The organism is Glutamicibacter sp. AGC84 (genome assembly GCF_053543575.1).
The window spans coordinates 17,776-35,293 of sequence record NZ_JBLVOC010000027.1; the positions used below are offsets into that span (position 1 = coordinate 17,776).

A 17,518-nucleotide genomic window follows, 5' to 3' on the forward strand; every position below is an offset into this window, starting at 1 on the left:
CGAGAGCACCGGGGCGATGCCGGCATTCACCGCGCGCTCGTTGCTGCCGCCGGTCCGCAACAGTTGAGAGATGCATGACACTTCAATCAAATTTTTCCGCTCTTAACCCGTAACACGCTTTAATGGTGACTGGAACCCTTGCGTTCCACCCCTCCAGGATCCACTTCACTTCTGGGACGCTCTCCCCCAGCGACCCATCTTGCACTCTTAGTGAAGGGACGGATCCGATCAGCATGGACAACGAACGAACTCCAGCGCCGGATGCACCAATCCATCCACCCCAGTTCCCCTCCGGAACCCTGGCGCCGGCTGCGCGCACCCTCATGGACATCCTGCAGGCCACCGCCCAGGCTCATCCCGATGCGCCGGCCATTGACGACGGCGAACGCGTAGAGAGCTACGCGGAGCTGCTCGAAGAGGTCAAGAACAAGGCCCGGCGGCTGCATGCCCAGGGCCTGGGCGCCGGCGACCGCATCGGCGTGCGCGTTGAATCGGGCACCCGGCACCTGTATGAATGGATCCTCGCGATCATGTGGGTTGGGGCCGCCTATGTCCCGGTCGATGCCGATGACCCCGACGAGCGTGCCAAGACCGTGTTCACCGAGGCCGAAGTCGCGGGCATCATCAAGGGACGCGATACCGTCGTGGCCGATAGCCAGCGCCCCAAGCCCTTTGCGAACCCGCGAATGCCTGGACTGGAAGATGACGCATGGATCATCTTCACTTCCGGTTCCACCGGCAAGCCCAAGGGCGTCGCGGTCACCCACCGTTCGGCAGCGGCCTTCGTGGATGCCGAAGCGAAGATGTTCCTGCCCGGCGATCCGCTGAACACCACCGACCGGGTGCTCGCCGGACTGTCGGTCGCCTTCGATGCCTCCTGCGAGGAAATGTGGATCGCCTGGCGCAACGGCTCCTGCCTGGTCCCGGCCCCGCGCGCCCTGGTGCGCAGCGGCATGGACCTGGGCCCGTGGCTGATTTCCCGTTCCATTACCGCCGTTTCCACCGTGCCCACCCTGGCGGCGCTGTGGCCGGCGCAGGCCCTGGACTCGGTGCGCCTGCTGATTTTCGGCGGCGAGGCCTGCCCGCCGGAACTGGCCGGGCGGCTAGCCACCGAAGGCCGCGAAGTCTGGAACACCTACGGACCGACCGAAGCGACCGTGGTAGCCTGCGGCGCCACCATGGACGGCAGCGTGCCGGTACGCATCGGCCTGCCGCTGGACGGTTGGGATCTGGCGGTGGTTGATACCGAGGGGATCCCGGTCGCCGAAGGGGAATCCGGGGAGCTGATCATCGGCGGCGTGGGACTGGCCCGCTACCTGGATCCGGAAAAGGATGCCGAGAAGTACGCGCCGATGCCCACCTTGGGCTGGGAGCGCGCCTACCGCTCGGGCGATATGGTCATCAATGACCCGCTGGGGCTGATCTTCATCGGCCGCGTGGATGACCAGGTGAAGATCGGCGGTCGGCGTATCGAGCTGGGCGAAATCGACGCCGCGCTCAACTCCCTTCCCGAAGTTTCTTCCGCGGCGGTAGCGGTACGCGAGACCGCCACCGGCAACAAGGTCCTGGTCGGCTACCTGCAGGCAGCGGAAAACTACGATCTGGGGGCAGCGCGCACCCGCTTGCTTGCCGACCTGCCAGCGCCGATGGTGCCGATCCTGGCGGTGATGGGCAGCCTGCCGATGAAGACCAGCGGCAAGGTGGACCGCAATGCGCTGCCGTGGCCGTTGCCGGGCGCCGAACTGGCTGCCGAGGGCTCCGGCCTGCCCGAGCTCGATGAGACCGGGCAGTTCCTTGCCGAAGCTTGGCGCGGCGCGCTGGGCGCTTCGGCCGCCGGCCTGGACGCCGATTTCTTCGCTTCCGGTGGCGGGTCGCTGGCCGCGGCCCAGCTGGTTTCGGCACTGCGTGCCCGCTACCCTGACCTGACCGTCGCGCAGCTCTACGACTACCCGCGTTTTGGCGCACTGCTCGAATACCTCGGCGGCCAGCAGCAATCCGTGACGCCGGCGCAGCCGCGCACGGTCGAGCGCACCCAGCGGGGAACCCAATGGGCGCAGTCCCTGGCCGCCGGGCCGCTGTTCATCCTCTCGGGCCTGCGCTGGTTCACCTACCTCATGCTCGGACACCTGTTGCTGGTGTTCCTCGGTGTTTTCGAGGCGCACCTGCCGACCCCGTGGTACGTGCTTGCCGGCCTCTGGCTGGTCTTCGTGACCCCGGTAGGGCGCATGGGCCTGTCCATCGCGGCCACGAAGCTCTTGCTCCGCGGCTTGAAGCCGGGGACCTACCCCCGCTCGGGTTCGGTGCACCTGCGCCTCTGGCTGGCCCAGCACATCGCCGACGTGGTCGATCCGGTGTCCCTGGCGTCCGCTCCGCTGCTGCCTTGGTATGCGCGGATGCTCGGTGCGCAGATCGACCGCACCGCGACCATGCACACCCTGCCACCGGTCACCGGCATGCTGCGAGTCGGCCCCGGAGCCTCCATCGAGCCCGAGGTGGATATCTCGGGCTACTGGATCGACGGGGACAAGCTGCACGTGGGCACCATTGAGATCGGCGCCCACGCCTCCATCGGCGCCCGCAGCACCCTGGCCCCCGGGGCAGCCATCGGTGCGCACACCATCGTTGAAGCGGGATCCGCGGTCTACGGCCAGGCCCGGAGCCATTCCCGCTATGCCGGTTCGCCGGCGCAGCGCGAAGGCAAGGCCAAGCCGAAGTGGCCAACGCAGGAACCGGAGCACAAGGCGCTGCCCCGTATTCTGGGCGGCATCGGTTCCATGGCGTTGAACCTCGCACAGTGGCTTCCGGTGATTGCCGCGTTGCTGGCCATAGCCCCGGTACTTGGCAGCGCGCAATCGCTGGCCGAGATCGGCTGGCGGTTCATTCCGGCCGTGCTGCTGGGCGCCACCGTGTGGTTCCTGGCCACCATGGTGCTGACCATCGTTATTGTCCGCCTGCTTTCCATCGGCCTGGCAGAGGGGTGGCATCCGGTCACTTCCCGCGTTGGCTGGCAGGCCTGGGCTACCGAACGCGTCTTGGATACCGCCCGCGACCTGCTCTTCCCGCTCTACGCCTCGCTCTTCACCCCGATCTGGCTGCGCCTGCTCGGTGCCAAGGTGGGCCGCGACGTGGAGATCTCCACGGTGCTGCTGATTCCGAAGATGACCACCATTTCCTCGGGTGCGTTCCTGGCCGATGACACCATGGTTGCTTCCTATGAGCTCGGTGGCGGCTGGATGCACATTGCCCCGGTTCGCGTGGGCAAGAAGGCCTTCCTGGGCAACTCCGGCATCCTGCATGCCGGGCGCCGGGTGCCCAAGCGCTCGCTGATCGCGGTGCTGTCGGCCACGCCGAAGAAGATGAAGGCCGGCACCTCGTGGATCGGCTCGCCCCCGCACAAGCTGCGCCGCACCACCGTGGAAGGCGAATCGGATCTGACCTACCGCCCAACCCTGAAGCTCAAGGCGATGCGGGCGGGGTGGGAGCTGACCCGTGGCCTCGCGGTGTTCACCACGGTCGGAATTGCCGGCGGCGTGCTTTGGGCGCTGTCCGCCTTGACCGCCTACTTCAACCCGCTGGTCGCGATCCTGCTTTCCGGCGCGGTGCTGGTCCTGGCCGGAGCAGTCGCCGCCCTGGTGGCGGTCGCCGCCAAGTGGCTGGTGGTTGGCGTGATTCGCCCGGGCGAGCACGCATTGTGGAGTTCCTTCATATGGCGCACCGAAATGGTGGATTCCTTCACCGAGCTGGTCTGCGCCCAATGGTTCGCCCGCTTGGCTTCGGGCACCCCGGCCTTGGTCTGGTTCCTGCGCGCGCAGGGGGCAAAGATCGGCCATGGCGTGTGGTGCGAGAGCTACTGGTTCCCGGAAGCGGACCTGGTGACATTGGAAGACCACGCCACAGTGAACCGCGGCAGTGTCCTGCAAACCCACCTGTTCCACGACCGGATCATGTCCATCGACGCGGTGTCCCTGGGCGCCGGGGCAACGCTCGGCCCGCACAGCGTCATCCTGCCCGCCGCGCGGATCTCCGAAGGCACCACCACCGGGCCAGCCAGCCTGGTGCTGCGCGGCGAGGTGCTTCCGGCAAATACCTACTGGCGCGGTAATCCGGCGGTACGCTGGAACATCGAACCCGAGACCAAAGCCGAGCAACCGGCTGACCAACAAGCCTGAGGATTCCCCGCCGATGCCCCACCGCATACTCGATGAGTACACCAAGCACCATGGGTCCCCGACGTACACGGTGGAGCACTATGACCTGTCGTTGGTCATCAAGCTCGCCAGCAACCTGCTCGATGGCCGGGCCATGCTGCGCATCCGCGCCGTGGAGGATATCAATGAGGTCGCGTTGAACCTCAGCGGATTGAAGATCATCAAGGCCACCTGCCAGGGGCGCAAGGTGCCGGTGGCAAAGAAGCACCACCGGATGGTCGTTTCCCTGCCAGCAGTGGTGAAAGCCGGCGAGCGCGTGGAGCTGAACCTGCGCTATGCCGGCAGCCCGCAGGCAGAAAACGGGCTGTGGGGCGAGCTTGGCTGGGAAGAGCTCACCGATGGCATCCTGGTCTCCGGCCAGCCAGTAGGCGCCTCGACCTGGTACCCGTGCAACGACCACCCCAGCCACAAGTCCAGCTACCGCTTCGAGATCTCGGCGGATGCCGGCTACCGCGTCGTGGCCAATGGCCAGCTGGTGGACCATCGCCGTTCGGCCAGCCGCGAGACGTGGGTCTACGAGCAGCGTGAGCCGATGGCCAGCTACCTCGCCACCGTGCAGATCGGCCGTTATAGCCAGATTCCTTTCGATGAAGGCGGCCACCTGGTGGCCTACTCGGTTCCGGGAACCGAGGTGCCGGTGCGCGGCGCGTTCGCGAAGCAGACGGCGATGGCCGAGCTGTTCGAGCGGAAATTCGGCCCGTACCCGTTCGAGAGCTACAAGATCGTCGTGGTCGATGACGAACTGGAGATCCCGCTCGAAGCCCAGGGCTTGAGCATCTTCGGCAAGAACCACTTGTCGCTGCAGTGGGAAGCCCAGCGCCTGATCGCCCACGAGTTCGCGCACCAGTGGTTCGGCAACTCCCTGACTCCGGGGCGCTGGAAGGATATCTGGCTCAACGAGGGTTTCGCTTGCTTCAGCGAATGGGTGTACTCCGAAGAAGCCCAGGTGATGGCGTTGGACGAGCGTGCCCGCCACGCGTGGGCCATGCTCGAAGGCTTGCCGCAGGACTTCATGGTCGGGGACCCCGGGCCCCAGGACATGTTCGATGACCGGGTGTACAAGCGCGGAGCGCTGGCCCTGTATGCGCTGATGCGGCGGCTGGGCGAAACGGACTTCTACACGATGCTTCGCCAATGGACCGCCACGCATCAGCATTCGACGGTGAGCACGCAGGAATTCGCTGACCTATTGGGCCACTACGCACCGGCGGAAGAGATCCAGGACATCCTGGACGCATGGCTGTTTTCCGAGGCGCTTCCGCCCTTCCCTGCCTGATCGGCGCACGGTGCCATGATGTTCCGGCCAGGTCCGCAGGGCTGTTGTCCTTCATCACAAATAACCCTCTGGCTTGGTCTTGTTCAGCATTTGTTCACAAGCTGTTCACCGGATGGCTCTACGGTCATTGCATGACTGTAGAGATCCCCCTGCTCGATGAAGCCTTCCAGGGCTATTCCGTCCTCGATAACGACGATGACGATCCGGTGCTCGTCCGCGCCGATGGAAGCATCGTCGATACTTGGCGGGAGAACTACCCGTATTTCCAGAAACTGGATCGCGCCACCTACGAGGCTGAAAAGCGGGCACTGCAGATCGAGCTGCTTAAACTGCAGAAATGGGCGAAAGCCCATGGCCGCCGGATCATGATCGTTTTCGAAGGCCGCGATGCGGCCGGCAAAGGCGGCACGATCAAGCGTTTCACCGAACACCTGAACCCGCGTGGCGCCCGCGTGGTGGCCTTGGAAAAGCCGAGCGAGCGCGAGTCCACCCAGTGGTACTACCAGCGCTATGTGCAGCATTTCCCCTCGGCGGGCGAGATCGTGCTCTTCGACCGCTCCTGGTACAACCGTGCCGGCGTCGAACGCGTGATGGGATTTTGCACCGAAACCCAGGTGGACCACTTCCTGGAGCAGACTCCCGCCTTCGAGAAGATGGTCGTCGACGAGGGCATCGACCTGGTGAAGTTCTGGTTCTCGGTGTCCGCCAGCGAGCAGCTGACCCGATTCACCATCCGCCGCATCGATCCGGTGCGCCAGTGGAAGCTCTCGCCCATGGATCTCGAGTCCCTGGATAAGTGGGAAAAGTACACCCAAGCCAAAAAGGAAATGTTCCTCAAGACCGATACGGAGCATGCACCGTGGACCGTGGTGAAGTCCAACGACAAGAAGCGCGCCCGGTTGCAGGCGATGCGCCACGTGCTGAACCTTTTCGAGTACAAGGGCAAGGACCACCACCTGGTAGGCTCCCCCGATCCGAAAATCGTGGGCCGCGCGGCCAAGGTGATTACCCACGGCGAAGAATTCTAGATCCGTTCCCGGTGCACCGCTGCTAGGGAACGATGACGCAGGTCCCCAGCAGCCCTTGGCCGCGCGGTCCTTCGGCGATCCAGCGACCGCTCATCGATGCGAGAGCATGCTGCGCGGCGACCGGTCCCGTAGCCCGGATTCCGGCGTGGAAACGGTGGGACTGCGCATCGACGCGAATCTCGCATTCCAGGAAATCCAGCCACTGCCTGGTCAGTGGGAACCACGCCTTGAAGATGCTTTCCTTGGCGCTGAAAATCAGCCGGTCCCAGGCGATGCCCGGATGGTGCGCCGATAGCTCGGCGGCCATCACCTGCTCTTCGGGAAGCAAGATGATGTCGAGGATTTCTGCCGGCAGCGGAGCATGCAGTTCAGCGTCGATGCCAAGGCCGCGAATATCATTGGTGGAGGCTACTGCCGCTGCACGGAAGCCAGCGCAATGGGTCATGCTCCCCACCACGCCAGCTGGCCAGATCGGTGCCCGTTTTTGATCTGGAACCAAGGCAACGCCCGCATAGCCCAGTTGTGCCAGCGCTCGGCGAGCGCAGACACGGACAGTACGGAATTCCTGCTGCCGCTCAGGCACCGCCTCGGCGATGTACCGTTCTTCTTCCCCGTAGGATCGGCCGTCTTCCAGCTCGGTACGCGACTGGACCACATGTACCGAAGACGGCAGCAGTTCTGCGAAGATATCGTTGCCTTCCATCAGAAGCGCGAAGATCCGCCAGCGCCGGAGAAGCTTCCGCCACCAGAGTATCCGCCGGAGACTCCGCCCGACGAGCTCGCTGCTTCACGCGACTCAGCCACTGCGCTGACGCCCGCGGAATATCCGTGGTGGTAGCCACCCACGCGCCAATACATCGATGCGGGATTCAAAACGTCCAGGATGGTGCCGGAACGGCCGTCATATGCCCCGGATTCATAGCGGGATTTCTTCAATGCCGATTGCATGTCGGCCTTCTCTTCGGCACTTTCCGCATACACTTCGATTTGAGCTTGGGCGAAGACATCCAGCTTTTCGGTCAATTCGGCACGCAACTCCGATAATCCATCGAGCGCTTGATCCACGGTGATCGATTCTTCCTTCAGCTGCACTGACAGTTCGCCGAGCTGCGTGGTTGCCATTTCCCGGTAGGAAGCCAAGGCGGCCGCGCTGCCCATCAATTCCGGCTCTACGTCGTTGAGCAACTCCCTGATCTCGTCGAGGTCCTCTTCTAGCGGCTCGGTCTGTGCATGCCACGCCTCTTCCCAGGATGCTGAACGGGTATAAAGCGCCGCCGCGGCGATGATGGCGTCATCGGTCAGGTCCAGGGACTGCGCTGTTTCCCGGAACTCCTTGGCGAAGCGAACGCCTTCGGAGCCGGACCGCTCCTTCTTGCCCGAGTCTTCCAGTGCCTGCTGCGCTGCAAAACAAGCACGGTATTTGGCCATGAACTTGGTGAAGCGCTGCTCCAGCTCGGCTGCATGCCCTGAAGCCGACGGCAGCGTTCGAGCCGCCAATTCGGTTTCTTCCAGGTCCATCGTGACGTTGGTCAGGTGCAAGGTCCCCTGATGCAATTCTTCCGCGAAAGTTTTCCGACGCGTTGACCGAGTGTGCAGTGCGACGCCGCCGATAATGGCAGCCACGAGGCCTCCGACGCCCGTGGATATCCACAAGGCCGGGTGCTGGTACCAGGGCCGATTCATGATCATGGCTGCCTGATCGGCTACCGCAATGACGCCGTCGGTCCACCGGGATAGATTGAAGTCGTCGTAGCCGGCTTCGTGGATGCTCTCCATGGAGCTCTCTGAGACCTTGCGGTCTTCGCCGAAGTACGTGCCGATCTGTCCATCTCCTTCTCCTTCGATGGACAAGGTGATGATGAACAGGCCGTCGGCCCAGTAGTCGCCATAGTCTTCGGGCTTCCCTGATATCCATTCCGGATGGGATGACTTGGCGTATTCCAGCGTCTTGGTGTTGATGTCATCGGAGTATTCTCCGTTGCGGGCGTAGATTGCCACGTCCGTGGGCTCGTTGAAATCGAGCTCGTCCAGTGCATCACGCAGCCGCTGCTCATTGAGCTTGCCGGTGGAATCCTCGATGGTGACTGATTCCAGGTTCTGCCCGGCCACGACCTGCACACCGGTGGCAGCTTGCGCGGCAGGCAGGGCGCCAGCCAGCCCCAAGGAAAGTGCCGCTGCGGTACCGGCTAGTCGAATGCTCCGGGTTCGTGGGCCCACTATGCGTCTCCTTCTTTCGAGTTCCGGGTTATCTCCGGCTGATGGCCTTTCTCCTATCCTAGCGAGCCGGGGTGTGGCATCGATCATCCTTAAGACGGCTTTCGGCGCATTGGGGCCGCAACGCACTTGTTCCAACCGGGATTCGCCGAAAAGTGATGGATTCCTCAAGCAGGTGCATTGCATGCCTATTCATGCCTAATCAACGGATGGGAATCCTCCGGGCATGGGAGGAAAAAATGATCGATTGGTTTGAACTGGACAGCACCGCACCAAATTCGGGGCTAAAATTGCAGAATGACTAGCATTGACGATTCCGGGGCATCCGTCCTTTCAGAACCAGAGCGCGAGATCCTCACTTGGGACACCTTCGGTGAAGCTTCCCGCGAACTGGCACAGACCATTGTCGACGACGGCTTCGAGCCGGACATCGTTCTGGCAGTAGCACGAGGCGGCCTGCTGCTGGCCGGCTCGATTTCCTACGCTCTGGGCGTCAAGGCCTGCGGTGCGCTGAACGTGGAGTTCTACACCGGCATCGGCACCGTCCTGCCGGAGCCAGTGGTTCTTCCTCCAATGCTGGACGATGGCCACCTGCGCGACAAGAAGATCCTGATCGTTGACGATGTCTCCGACTCCGGCCGCACCCTTGAAAAGGTTGTCGATCTGGTGTCCGCCTGGGGCGCCGAGGTCAAGACCGTCTGCCTGTACACCAAGCCGCGCACCATCATGGTCCCGGATTACGAATGGCGCCGCACCGACAAGTGGATTACCTTCCCATGGTCGGATCTGCCACCAGTTACCGCTGGCGCAGCCAAGTAAAGTATTTGAATTTCAGCAGGGAACGGCGAGCTTTCGCCGTTCCCTGCTTTTGTTTTGAAGCTACTGCCGCGGGCGCAGGTCCAGGCTGAATCCGGGGCATTGCGGAAAGTCCCCGGTGAAGTCGGCTTCCATCCCGAAGGACTCGTAGAAGGCAATTGATTCGGGGGTGGCTTGCCAGTCCAAAATCATCGGAACCGTGCGTTGCCTAGCCCAGTGGAAAACTTCTTCAACCAGCTTCTTTCCGGTACCCGTGCGCCGGGCGGCAGGTGCCACAAATAAGTCATGCAATCGGCCAACGCTGAACGGGGCGCGCAGCCCCCGTCCGTAGTCCTGGGCCGCCGCATAGCCCGATAGCCCCTGGACAGATTCGGCAACGCAGATGAACCAGCTGGAATCCTTTACCAGCGACTGGAAATTCTTTTCAAAGTCTTCTGCGTCCAGCCCTAAACTCGGCGTAAACAGACGCGCCAGACGGTAGATCTCCGCGGTATCGCCTGATCTGGCGCGACGAATGCTATTCGAAGTAGTACTCATGCATCGATCCTAGAAGCGTTTTCGGTGCGCCGCGTGCGCCCCATGAATTTTTCCCGTTCATTATCATCTTCCGGCAGCGCCTGGCGGAAGTCAGCGAAGCGAGGCCATAAGATGTTGGCATGCGAATTGGCAGCCTCAGCGTTTTCGACGACGACGCGCTTCGCGCTGCCAGCCGAATCGAGGCTGCCGCGAACGAGAAGGCCCGTCCTGGTTGGCAAGGAATCGGTGTCGAGGCTCGAATGCTCCAGTGGCGTGCCGCTGACGGATGGAGCAAGAACCTCCGCGGTGCTTGGGAAGGTTCTTCCTTACTCGGCTTCTCGGCATCGATGACCCACCACTCCGCTCCCGACACGTCGTGGATCTATGTTTGGGTCGATCCCATCCACCAGTCGCGTTCCATCGGAAGCGCGCTAGTTTCCGCTGCTGAAGAGATTAGCCCTTCATCGGTGAAACGATTCGTCTCCAGCGCCTACCGCGGCACTTCCGCTGAACTTGGTGCCCTGGAACAGGAATTCGTTGCCCCGCTTGGCTACCACGTAGCTACTACTGAAACCGTGCTGGAGCTGGACCTTGATTCCTGGACTCCTTGGTGCCAAGGAGCCACTCGTGGCTACGAAGTTTCGACCCACGTCAACGGCGTTCCGGAGCACCTGCGAAAACAAGTTGGACAAATCAAGGGGCTCGTAGATGCGCAGGCTCCAAATGGCGAATTAGGCTGGAGCGAGTCAGCGGTTTCCGCGGAAGAATACGCTCAGGAAATCACGCAATGGATCGCCCAAGGTTCCACGGCCATTGAATCCATTGCGCTGGACAAGCACGGTGACGTGGCTGCGTGGACCTGCCTTGTTGTTGCGCCGGCACCGGAGAGCCCTTCGAATATCGACGGGACGCTCGTTCTTCGCCAGCATCGAGGACATCAGCTCGGGACAGCGGTGAAGGCAGCTAGCCTGGACGCTGCCAAACGTCTGGGGACGATTCACCGGGTAAGAACAAGCAGCGACGACCAGAATACTTGGATGCATGCGATCAATGAGAAAATCGGCTTTGTGCCGGTCGAGCATGAAGCGGTCTATCAAAAGAAATGCTCGCCTCTAGGCGGCTGATCCCTTTCCTTGCGGGCGAGCCGCAAATCGCAGCTCCAGCTGATGCAAGTACTTGCGTGGCAGGACCGCGGTCATGAGTGCGCCACTAGGAAATTCCACCCCGGCCGCGTAGATGTACGGGTCGGTGTCGATCTCAGCACCTGCGGTTTTACTATCCTCAATCTGGACCTCTGCGTGGCCGTTGACCGTCTTCTCGGTCAACATCATCGGCGGTATCGCCGACGATTCCTGAGGCAATCCGAGCTCCTGCCGAAATTGGTTGATAAGTACGTAGTTGGCATGATCAACCAGCGCTGCGGCCAACGGCTGAGCTGCTTCTGCATCACGCGTCCATGTAGTTCTTACGGCCTCAAATAATTGCGGATAGTTCATGCGACGGACGTATTCTTCCAGCCACCGCGGCCGCTTGTACTGGTGAACGGAGCCAGGCACCACCCCTTCGACTGCACCTTGCTCCAAGCCACCCAGGAATTTCGATCGATCATCCGCAGCATCCCAAAGGGTGTAGCTGACAGTCACACTCATATCGCACAGACCATGGTCGTCATAGTTGTCTTGAATACTCAGGTATCCCGCATCGTCCGACAGTGGCTGTGCGCGCAGTCCCATTATCGCAACAGGCATGAGCTTGAGTTGTTCTGCTTGTGCCAAGCGTGGATCCGGCGTGACCGCATCAACACGTCCATCCTTTCTCATGCCTTTAGCATGCTCCGATATCTAGTTCTTGTCCATGAATGGGACCTCCAGATGGGCGTTCGGTGCAGGCTTAAATCACCCGAAATTCCAATCACGTCAGTTCCCAAAGGTCTGGCAGGATAGGGTCATGGCCAATCCAGCGAAATCTCTCACCGAAGAAACCCTTGAAGTAATGAAAATGGCATTAGACCGCCGTGATGAAGTTTTTGCCATAGTGGATCAGGCTACAGACTGGGAAACTGCAATAGCTGATCTGGCTAATCTTTTCGGCGTTGATCAAGACCTCTGTGCATCAGTGATGAATTTGCAGATCAGAAGCTGGTTGCCTTCATGGCGAGCTCGCGTCGATGAAGAATTGGAAAAACATGTGGCTACGCGCATACAGGGATCGGCCCCGTAATTGGAAGAGTTTGAAAGGTTCGGAGCGCAAATGTGGATTCGAACATGACTGCCAACTCGACAAGCAAAGAATCCGTTGCAGCGGAATATTCGATTGATCCACAGACGCTGCGTGAAATTGTTACCGACGTTTCAGCCGTGGAGGCAAGAATCCTCCATCTGGAAGAACTCGGGACACCAGGCGAAGCAGAACGCATCGGGTGGCTGAGAATGACCGGGCGACTGGAAGAAGCCGAAGAGCTGGCATGGAGCTGCCTGCGTCGAAGCGGCTTTGCCAGCCAGGATTTCGCGAGCAGCAATGCACTGCCCTATTCTGGCGTTGCTGCAGCGCTTCGCTTAGCCCATGTTCTGCATTGGCAGGGTCGTTTCGAACTCGCCCAGGCAATCTTTGAGTCAGCGCGAGCGTCTATTCAGAATAGGGACTGCTCCTCCGCTGCAGAGAAACACGTCGCCACCACCCTTGAAGCTTTTGCCCTGCAACACCATGGCAAGCTCTATTTCGACCGGGGCCTGATCGGCCAAGCCCTGGACTGTTTCCGCAGTTCCCTATCCCTAAGGCAGAGGCTGAACGCCTCTGAAGATCAACTCGCATCTTCGCGTCTGGCGATAGCAGCAGCGGAATCCCGCATCTAGGGCTGGCCTTGTACCTTTTCGGGAAAGCTACGGCCAATGAAACAAGTTTGCCCGCGCTTCGTTCCCGCATAGGCTGAACCCATGGGTCCTTCACTGCTGCTAACGCCAATGACCGAGGGGGATGCAGATTTCGTTGCGCGCCTAGCTGCAGACGAACGCGTCATGGCCCATATCGGCGACGGAAGCACTTGGAGCCTGGAGTACACCGCGCAACGCGTGGATCATGCCCTGAGCAGTCCGGAGATCTCCTGGTTTATCGCGCGCCGCCAGAATTCTCCGGTTGGACTTTTCACCGCTACCGAACGCAGGCATGCCACCGAAATCGGCTATTGGATCGCCCCGGAATGCTGGGGCCAAGGCTTGGCGAAGGAAATAGTCAGCGAGGGGCTCGCGCAATTGCAGGAAACCGGTCGAAGCGCATTTATCGCTCGTGCCGATGCCTCGAATATCGCCTCGCTGAAAGTGCTTGCCCGTTACGGGTTCATCGCGCAGGCGAAGGAAGGCCCTGGGCTCATAACGCTGACACGGGTTCTTCCCACTGTACCGGTGCCGCCAGCCAGCTAGGGCGTGTAGGTTTCCGATGGGCGGAGCCTATCGGGTGCTTCTTCCTCTACCGTAGCGCTCGGGGTCGCCGGTTCTTCGAGGTGGGTTCCGGCGCCACGCTGGATAAACAGCACCGCTGCCCAGCCTGCCGCGATGAGGACGGCAACGGCCAGGATCCCGAGGAAGAACACCAGCAGCACAGCACCGCATGACCGCAATCCCTTCACTTCAAGCCTCTTCCCTCATCTAGTCGCCTTGTCGGGATATCCCAGATCAAGTGTAGTCCTCAACCTGTCCAACCCGGGCACGGCGACAAAGCAAAATGCCCTGCCGCTTCCCGATCATCAGGAGAGCAGCAGGGCATCTGGCAGGCCAAAAGCCTAGCGCTGGGAAGCGCCGAACTTCTCGGTAGCCGCAGCCACCGCGGCGGCACGAGCCTCGGACGCCTCGTCGGCGGTCAGGGTGCGGTCGGCGGCACGGAACCTCAGGCCGAAGGCCAACGACTTCTTGCCGTCTTCGATGCCCTGGCCCTGGTACACGTCGAACAGCGCGATGTCTTCGAGCAGTTCACCGGCGCCTTCGCGAAGGGCGGCAAGCACATCGCCAGCCACGACGTCCTGGTCGACAACCAAGGCCACGTCCTGGGTAGCCAGCGGCTGGGCGGACAGGTGCTGCTGGGCAACAACCACTGCAGGTGCAGCAGCCATCAGTGCGGCAGCATTCAGTTCCATGGCCACGGTACGTGCTGGCAGGTCCTGGTCCTTGAGCAGCTGCGGGTGCAGTTCACCGGCGTAGCCAACGACCTGCCCGGAAACCTTCAGTACTGCAACACGGCCCGGGTGGAAGGCCTGGTGGCTGCCCTGGGCAACCTCAAGCTCAATGCCGAGGACATCTGCCGCGCAGTGCGCCGCATCCAGCGCGTCGGCCCAGTCCCAGGCACGCGGTGCGAAGCCGGCCGCAGCCGATGCTTCGCGGCCGGTGAGAACCGCGGCCAGGTGCCATGGCTGGTTAGGGACGCCGTTGAACAGCTCGGCCAGGACCTCATCGCTTGGCTTTTCACCCAGCGGAGGCAGAACCGAGGAGCCCAGCTGCGTACCTGGCAGGAAGACGAGGCCTCCTTCATACAGCGCCAGGTCGCGGAAGCCACGGCCGATGTTGCGGCGAGCGGTTTCCAGCAAGCCCGGCAGCAGCGAGGTGCGCAGGAAGCGGAATTCCTTGGAAATCGGGTTGGCCAGCGAAATGGCCTTGACCTCGGTACCGGCTTGCGCAGCACCAAAGGTGCTGTTCTGCGCTTCGGAAACGAACGGGTAGTTCAAGACCTCGGTCAGCCCTGCAGCTGCCAAGCCCTGCAGCAGGCGGCGGCGCTGGGACTGGGCGCGGGTCAGGCCACGGCCCGGAGGGGCCACAGGCAAGGTCGCCGGGATCTTGTCATAGCCGACTACGCGGGCTACTTCCTCGACCAGGTCTTCCTTGATGTCCAAATCCGGGCGCCAGCTTGGTGCGGTGACCAGGAAGCCCTCGGCGTTCTGCTCAACGCTCGCGCCGATGCCTTCCAGCGCGGTGATGGTCTGCTCATCGGTGTAGTCCACGCCGATCAGGGCTCCAGCGAAACCTGCCGGCAGCTGGATCTGGGTGTCGGCAGGAATCTGGCCCGCGTCGGTGGCCTTGGTGGTTTCGGTGCCGCCGGCCAGCTGCACCAGCAGGTCCACGGCACGCTGGGCCGCGATCTGCATGATGCGTGGGTCCACCCCGCGCTCGAAGCGCTTGGAGGCTTCGGAAGGCAGCTTGTGGCGACGGCGCGAACGGCCGATGGACACGGTGTCGAAGTGAGCGGCTTCGATCAGCACGCGGCTGGTCGAATCCGAGACCTCGGTGGCCGCGCCGCCCATGACGCCGGCAACGCCAATGGCGCCGGACTCATCGGTGATCAGCAGGTCCTCGACCGACAGCTCGCGTTCCTTGGCATCCAAGGTCACCAGCTTTTCGCCGGCGTTGGCGCGGCGCACGGTGATCGCACCGGCCAGCTTGTCAGCATCGTAGAAGTGCAGTGGCGCGCCGAGTTCCAGCATGACGTAGTTGGAGATATCGACTACCAGCGAGATCGAGCGCATGCCGGCCAGCTGCAGGCGCGACGCCATCCAGCGCGGGGTCGGGAGGCTCGGGTTGATGCCGGTGACCTCGCGGGTCACGAAGCGGGTGCAGCCCGGTACGCCGTAGATCGGCGCTTCGTCGCGGAGCACTACCTCATGGCCGGCTTCGGTGGCTTCCGAAACGGTCACGATCGATGCGGGATCGGTGAAGGAGGTGCCGGTGGCCAGCGCGTATTCGCGCGCTACGCCGCGGATCGAGAAGCAGTAGCCGCGGTCCGGGGTCACGTTGATCTCCGCCGCCTGGTCATCCAGGCCGAAGAGCTCGAAGACGTCGGTGCCCAGTTCCGGGTCCAGGCCCAGCTTGGACAGGACCATGATGCCGTCGTGGTCTTCGCCGATGCCCAGCTCGCGGGAGGAAGCGATCATGCCCGCCGAGGTGTGGCCGTAGGTCTTGCGCGGCGAGATCTTGAAGTCCCCTGGCAGCACGGCGCCGGGCAGGGTGACAACGACCTTGTCGCCTTCCACGAAGTTGTGCGCACCGCACACGATCCCCTGCACGCCCGAGGGGTCGATGCCCTTGCCGGTCAGGGTCTGCTCGGCGCCTTCTGGAACCACGCGAACCTGGCACCAGTTGATGGTCTTGCCATTGGAGGCAACTTCCTTTTCCAGGGAAATCACCTGGCCGACCACGATGGGGCCCGAGAGCTCATCGCTTGGACGGTGGACATCTTCTTCTTCGAGGCCGACCTTGACCAGGTCTGCCATGACGTCTTCAGCCGATGCGTCGGCTGGTACCTGCGCGTACTCGCGCAGCCAAGATAGTGGAATACGCATTGCTTAGATCTCCATCCCGAAGTGCTGGCTGAAACGGATGTCGCCCTCGATCATGTCGTGCATGTCTGGGACATCGTTGCGGAACATGAGCGTGCGCTCGATGCCCATGCCGAAGGCGAAGCCGGAGTACTCTTCGGGATCAATGCCAGCTGCGCGCAACACGTTCGGGTTGATCATGCCGCAGCCGCCCCACTCGATCCAGCGCGGTCCGCCCTTGGCACCTGGGTGCCAGATGTCCAGCTCTGCCGATGGCTCGGTGAACGGGAAGTAGGCAGGGCGCAGGCGGATCTGCGCTTCGGCGCCGAACATCTGCCGGGCGAAGTGCTCCAGGGTGCCGCGCAGGTCGGCCATGGTCAGGCCCTTGTCCACGGCCAGGCCTTCGAACTGGTGGAAAACCGGGGTGTGGGTGGCATCGAGCTCATCGGTGCGGAAGGTGCGCCCAGGGCACAGCACGTAGACCGGCACATCGCGCTCGAGCATCGAGCGGACCTGCACCGGGGAGGTGTGGGTACGCAGCACCAGGTGCGCGTCGGCAGGCTCCACGAAGAAGGTGTCCTGCATTTCGCGGGCAGGATGGTCCGGCTTGAAGTTCAGCGCGTCGAAGTTGAACCATTCGGATTCGACTTCGGGGCCCTCGGCGATTTCCCAGCCCATGCCGACGAAGATGTCGGATACACGGTCCTGCAGGACCGAGAGCGGGTGGCGGGCGCCAACGCTGCGGCGGCGGGCGGCGGCGGTGACATCCACGGTTTCTTCGACCAGGATGCGGGCGGCTTCGGCTTCTTCGAGCACGGTGGTGCGGGCAGCCAGGGCCTTGTTGACCCGTCCGCGGGCACCGCCGACGAGCTTGCCGGCAACAGCCTTCTGGGTCTTGTCCAGCTTGCCGATCTGGCGGTTGGCCAGGGACAGCGCGGACTTCTCGCCGGTGTGGGCCAGGCGCGCTTCCTTCAGCTCGTTCAGGTCGCCAGCGGCCTGGATGGCTGCCAGGGCGGCGTCGACCGCGCCCTGGATGCCGGCTTCATCGGTTGGGTGCGGAACATTGGACTCCCCGACAGGAGCTTGTTCAGTTGTCTGATCAGACATGGGATCGATCGATCCTTACTCTTATCTTGTACTTACGCGTAGAACACTTTGCTTCCAT

Annotated in this window: 15 protein-coding genes; 8 read left to right on the forward strand and 7 right to left on the reverse strand. The window is 62.4% G+C overall.

Annotated elements, in window-relative coordinates:
• Positions 1 to 233 precede the first annotated feature (233 nt).
• The 3 genes from ACNPN0_RS16515 (at position 234) to ppk2 (ending at position 6,512) form a co-directional block, all read left to right on the forward strand.
• On the forward strand, positions 234 to 4,169 hold the full coding sequence (locus ACNPN0_RS16515) for a Pls/PosA family non-ribosomal peptide synthetase (protein WP_448938955.1): 3,936 nt from the start codon (positions 234 to 236) through the stop codon (positions 4,167 to 4,169).
• Positions 4,170 to 4,182: 13 nt separating this feature from the next.
• Entirely contained in the window at positions 4,183 to 5,484 is a 1,302-nt protein-coding gene (locus ACNPN0_RS16520) for a M1 family metallopeptidase (RefSeq protein ID WP_105658136.1), read from the forward strand.
• Positions 5,485 to 5,615: 131 nt separating this feature from the next.
• Entirely contained in the window at positions 5,616 to 6,512 is an 897-nt protein-coding gene (ppk2, locus tag ACNPN0_RS16525) for a polyphosphate kinase 2 (protein ID WP_105658137.1), read from the forward strand.
• Positions 6,513 to 6,534: 22 nt separating this feature from the next.
• Here the strand turns inward: ppk2 and ACNPN0_RS16530 are convergent, their stop codons facing one another.
• Both ACNPN0_RS16530 and ACNPN0_RS16535 read right to left on the reverse strand, forming a co-directional pair.
• On the reverse strand, positions 6,535 to 7,215 hold the full coding sequence (locus tag ACNPN0_RS16530; RefSeq protein WP_332730553.1) for a 4'-phosphopantetheinyl transferase family protein: 681 nt from the start codon (positions 7,213 to 7,215) through the stop codon (positions 6,535 to 6,537).
• The gene (locus ACNPN0_RS16535; RefSeq protein ID WP_332727530.1) at positions 7,215 to 8,729 is read right to left on the reverse strand and encodes a DUF5129 domain-containing protein; all 1,515 of its coding nucleotides are present in this window, start codon (positions 8,727 to 8,729) and stop codon (positions 7,215 to 7,217) included. Before ACNPN0_RS16535 ends, ACNPN0_RS16530 begins: the two co-directional genes overlap by 1 nt.
• Positions 8,730 to 9,023: 294 nt before the next feature.
• On the opposite strand from ACNPN0_RS16535, the gene ACNPN0_RS16540 reads away from it, so the two are divergent.
• Positions 9,024 to 9,545, forward strand: coding sequence for a phosphoribosyltransferase (locus ACNPN0_RS16540; RefSeq protein ID WP_105658140.1), 522 nt, complete (start codon positions 9,024 to 9,026; stop codon positions 9,543 to 9,545).
• Positions 9,546 to 9,605: 60 nt separating this feature from the next.
• On the opposite strand, the gene ACNPN0_RS16545 is transcribed toward ACNPN0_RS16540, so the two are convergent.
• Positions 9,606 to 10,079 (reverse strand): GNAT family N-acetyltransferase, encoded by a 474-nt coding sequence (locus tag ACNPN0_RS16545; RefSeq protein ID WP_133832940.1) that lies wholly within the window; start codon positions 10,077 to 10,079, stop codon positions 9,606 to 9,608.
• Between the two features lie 119 nt (positions 10,080 to 10,198).
• Between ACNPN0_RS16545 and ACNPN0_RS16550 the strand changes: the two genes are divergently transcribed.
• Positions 10,199 to 11,182 (forward strand): GNAT family N-acetyltransferase, encoded by a 984-nt coding sequence (locus tag ACNPN0_RS16550; RefSeq protein ID WP_133832941.1) that lies wholly within the window; start codon positions 10,199 to 10,201, stop codon positions 11,180 to 11,182.
• Here ACNPN0_RS16550 and ACNPN0_RS16555 read toward each other — a convergent pair.
• Entirely contained in the window at positions 11,171 to 11,878 is a 708-nt protein-coding gene (locus tag ACNPN0_RS16555) for a hypothetical protein (RefSeq protein WP_332487934.1), read from the reverse strand. The two genes, ACNPN0_RS16550 and ACNPN0_RS16555, sit on opposite strands and share 12 nt — an antisense overlap.
• Before the next feature lie 127 nt (positions 11,879 to 12,005).
• On the opposite strand from ACNPN0_RS16555, the gene ACNPN0_RS16560 reads away from it, so the two are divergent.
• The 3 genes from ACNPN0_RS16560 (at position 12,006) to ACNPN0_RS16570 (ending at position 13,474) form a co-directional block, all read left to right on the forward strand.
• Positions 12,006 to 12,278 carry a hypothetical protein gene (locus ACNPN0_RS16560; protein WP_133832943.1) on the forward strand — a complete coding sequence of 91 codons (273 nt, stop codon included), beginning with the start codon at positions 12,006 to 12,008 and terminating at the stop codon, positions 12,276 to 12,278.
• Between the two features lie 44 nt (positions 12,279 to 12,322).
• On the forward strand, positions 12,323 to 12,910 hold the full coding sequence (locus ACNPN0_RS16565; RefSeq protein ID WP_133832944.1) for a hypothetical protein: 588 nt from the start codon (positions 12,323 to 12,325) through the stop codon (positions 12,908 to 12,910).
• An 81-nt stretch (positions 12,911 to 12,991) separates the two neighbouring features.
• Positions 12,992 to 13,474: a GNAT family N-acetyltransferase gene (locus ACNPN0_RS16570; RefSeq protein WP_133832945.1), complete on the forward strand. Its 483-nt coding sequence runs from the start codon at positions 12,992 to 12,994 to the stop codon at positions 13,472 to 13,474.
• Here the strand turns inward: ACNPN0_RS16570 and ACNPN0_RS16575 are convergent.
• The 3 genes from ACNPN0_RS16575 to pheS all read right to left on the reverse strand — a co-directional run bounded on the left by ACNPN0_RS16575 (position 13,471) and on the right by pheS (position 17,460).
• Positions 13,471 to 13,680: a hypothetical protein gene (locus ACNPN0_RS16575; RefSeq protein WP_105658142.1), complete on the reverse strand. Its 210-nt coding sequence runs from the start codon at positions 13,678 to 13,680 to the stop codon at positions 13,471 to 13,473. The two genes, ACNPN0_RS16570 and ACNPN0_RS16575, sit on opposite strands and share 4 nt — an antisense overlap.
• 153 nt (positions 13,681 to 13,833) lie before the next feature.
• Positions 13,834 to 16,377 (reverse strand): phenylalanine--tRNA ligase subunit beta, encoded by a 2,544-nt coding sequence (pheT, locus tag ACNPN0_RS16580; RefSeq protein WP_332487929.1) that lies wholly within the window; start codon positions 16,375 to 16,377, stop codon positions 13,834 to 13,836.
• Positions 16,378 to 16,380: 3 nt separating this feature from the next.
• Positions 16,381 to 17,460, reverse strand: coding sequence for a phenylalanine--tRNA ligase subunit alpha (pheS, locus tag ACNPN0_RS16585; protein WP_105661889.1), 1,080 nt, complete (start codon positions 17,458 to 17,460; stop codon positions 16,381 to 16,383).
• Positions 17,461 to 17,518 lie beyond the last annotated feature (58 nt).

What these genes read in the sequence shown, in the direction of transcription:
- ACNPN0_RS16515 (WP_448938955.1), top strand. Translation starts at nt 234, where the DNA reads ATGGACAACGAACGAACTCCAGCGCCGGATGCACCAATCCATCCACCC.
- ACNPN0_RS16520 (WP_105658136.1), top strand. Translation starts at nt 4,183, where the DNA reads ATGCCCCACCGCATACTCGATGAGTACACCAAGCACCATGGGTCCCCG.
- ppk2 (WP_105658137.1), top strand. Translation starts at nt 5,616, where the DNA reads ATGACTGTAGAGATCCCCCTGCTCGATGAAGCCTTCCAGGGCTATTCC.
- ACNPN0_RS16530 (WP_332730553.1), bottom strand. Translation starts at nt 7,215, where the DNA reads ATGGAAGGCAACGATATCTTCGCAGAACTGCTGCCGTCTTCGGTACAT.
- ACNPN0_RS16540 (WP_105658140.1), top strand. Translation starts at nt 9,024, where the DNA reads ATGACTAGCATTGACGATTCCGGGGCATCCGTCCTTTCAGAACCAGAG.
- ACNPN0_RS16545 (WP_133832940.1), bottom strand. Translation starts at nt 10,079, where the DNA reads ATGAGTACTACTTCGAATAGCATTCGTCGCGCCAGATCAGGCGATACC.
- ACNPN0_RS16550 (WP_133832941.1), top strand. Translation starts at nt 10,199, where the DNA reads ATGCGAATTGGCAGCCTCAGCGTTTTCGACGACGACGCGCTTCGCGCT.
- ACNPN0_RS16555 (WP_332487934.1), bottom strand. Translation starts at nt 11,878, where the DNA reads ATGAGAAAGGATGGACGTGTTGATGCGGTCACGCCGGATCCACGCTTG.
- ACNPN0_RS16560 (WP_133832943.1), top strand. Translation starts at nt 12,006, where the DNA reads ATGGCCAATCCAGCGAAATCTCTCACCGAAGAAACCCTTGAAGTAATG.
- ACNPN0_RS16565 (WP_133832944.1), top strand. Translation starts at nt 12,323, where the DNA reads ATGACTGCCAACTCGACAAGCAAAGAATCCGTTGCAGCGGAATATTCG.
- ACNPN0_RS16570 (WP_133832945.1), top strand. Translation starts at nt 12,992, where the DNA reads ATGGGTCCTTCACTGCTGCTAACGCCAATGACCGAGGGGGATGCAGAT.
- pheT (WP_332487929.1), bottom strand. Translation starts at nt 16,377, where the DNA reads ATGCGTATTCCACTATCTTGGCTGCGCGAGTACGCGCAGGTACCAGCC.
- pheS (WP_105661889.1), bottom strand. Translation starts at nt 17,460, where the DNA reads ATGTCTGATCAGACAACTGAACAAGCTCCTGTCGGGGAGTCCAATGTT.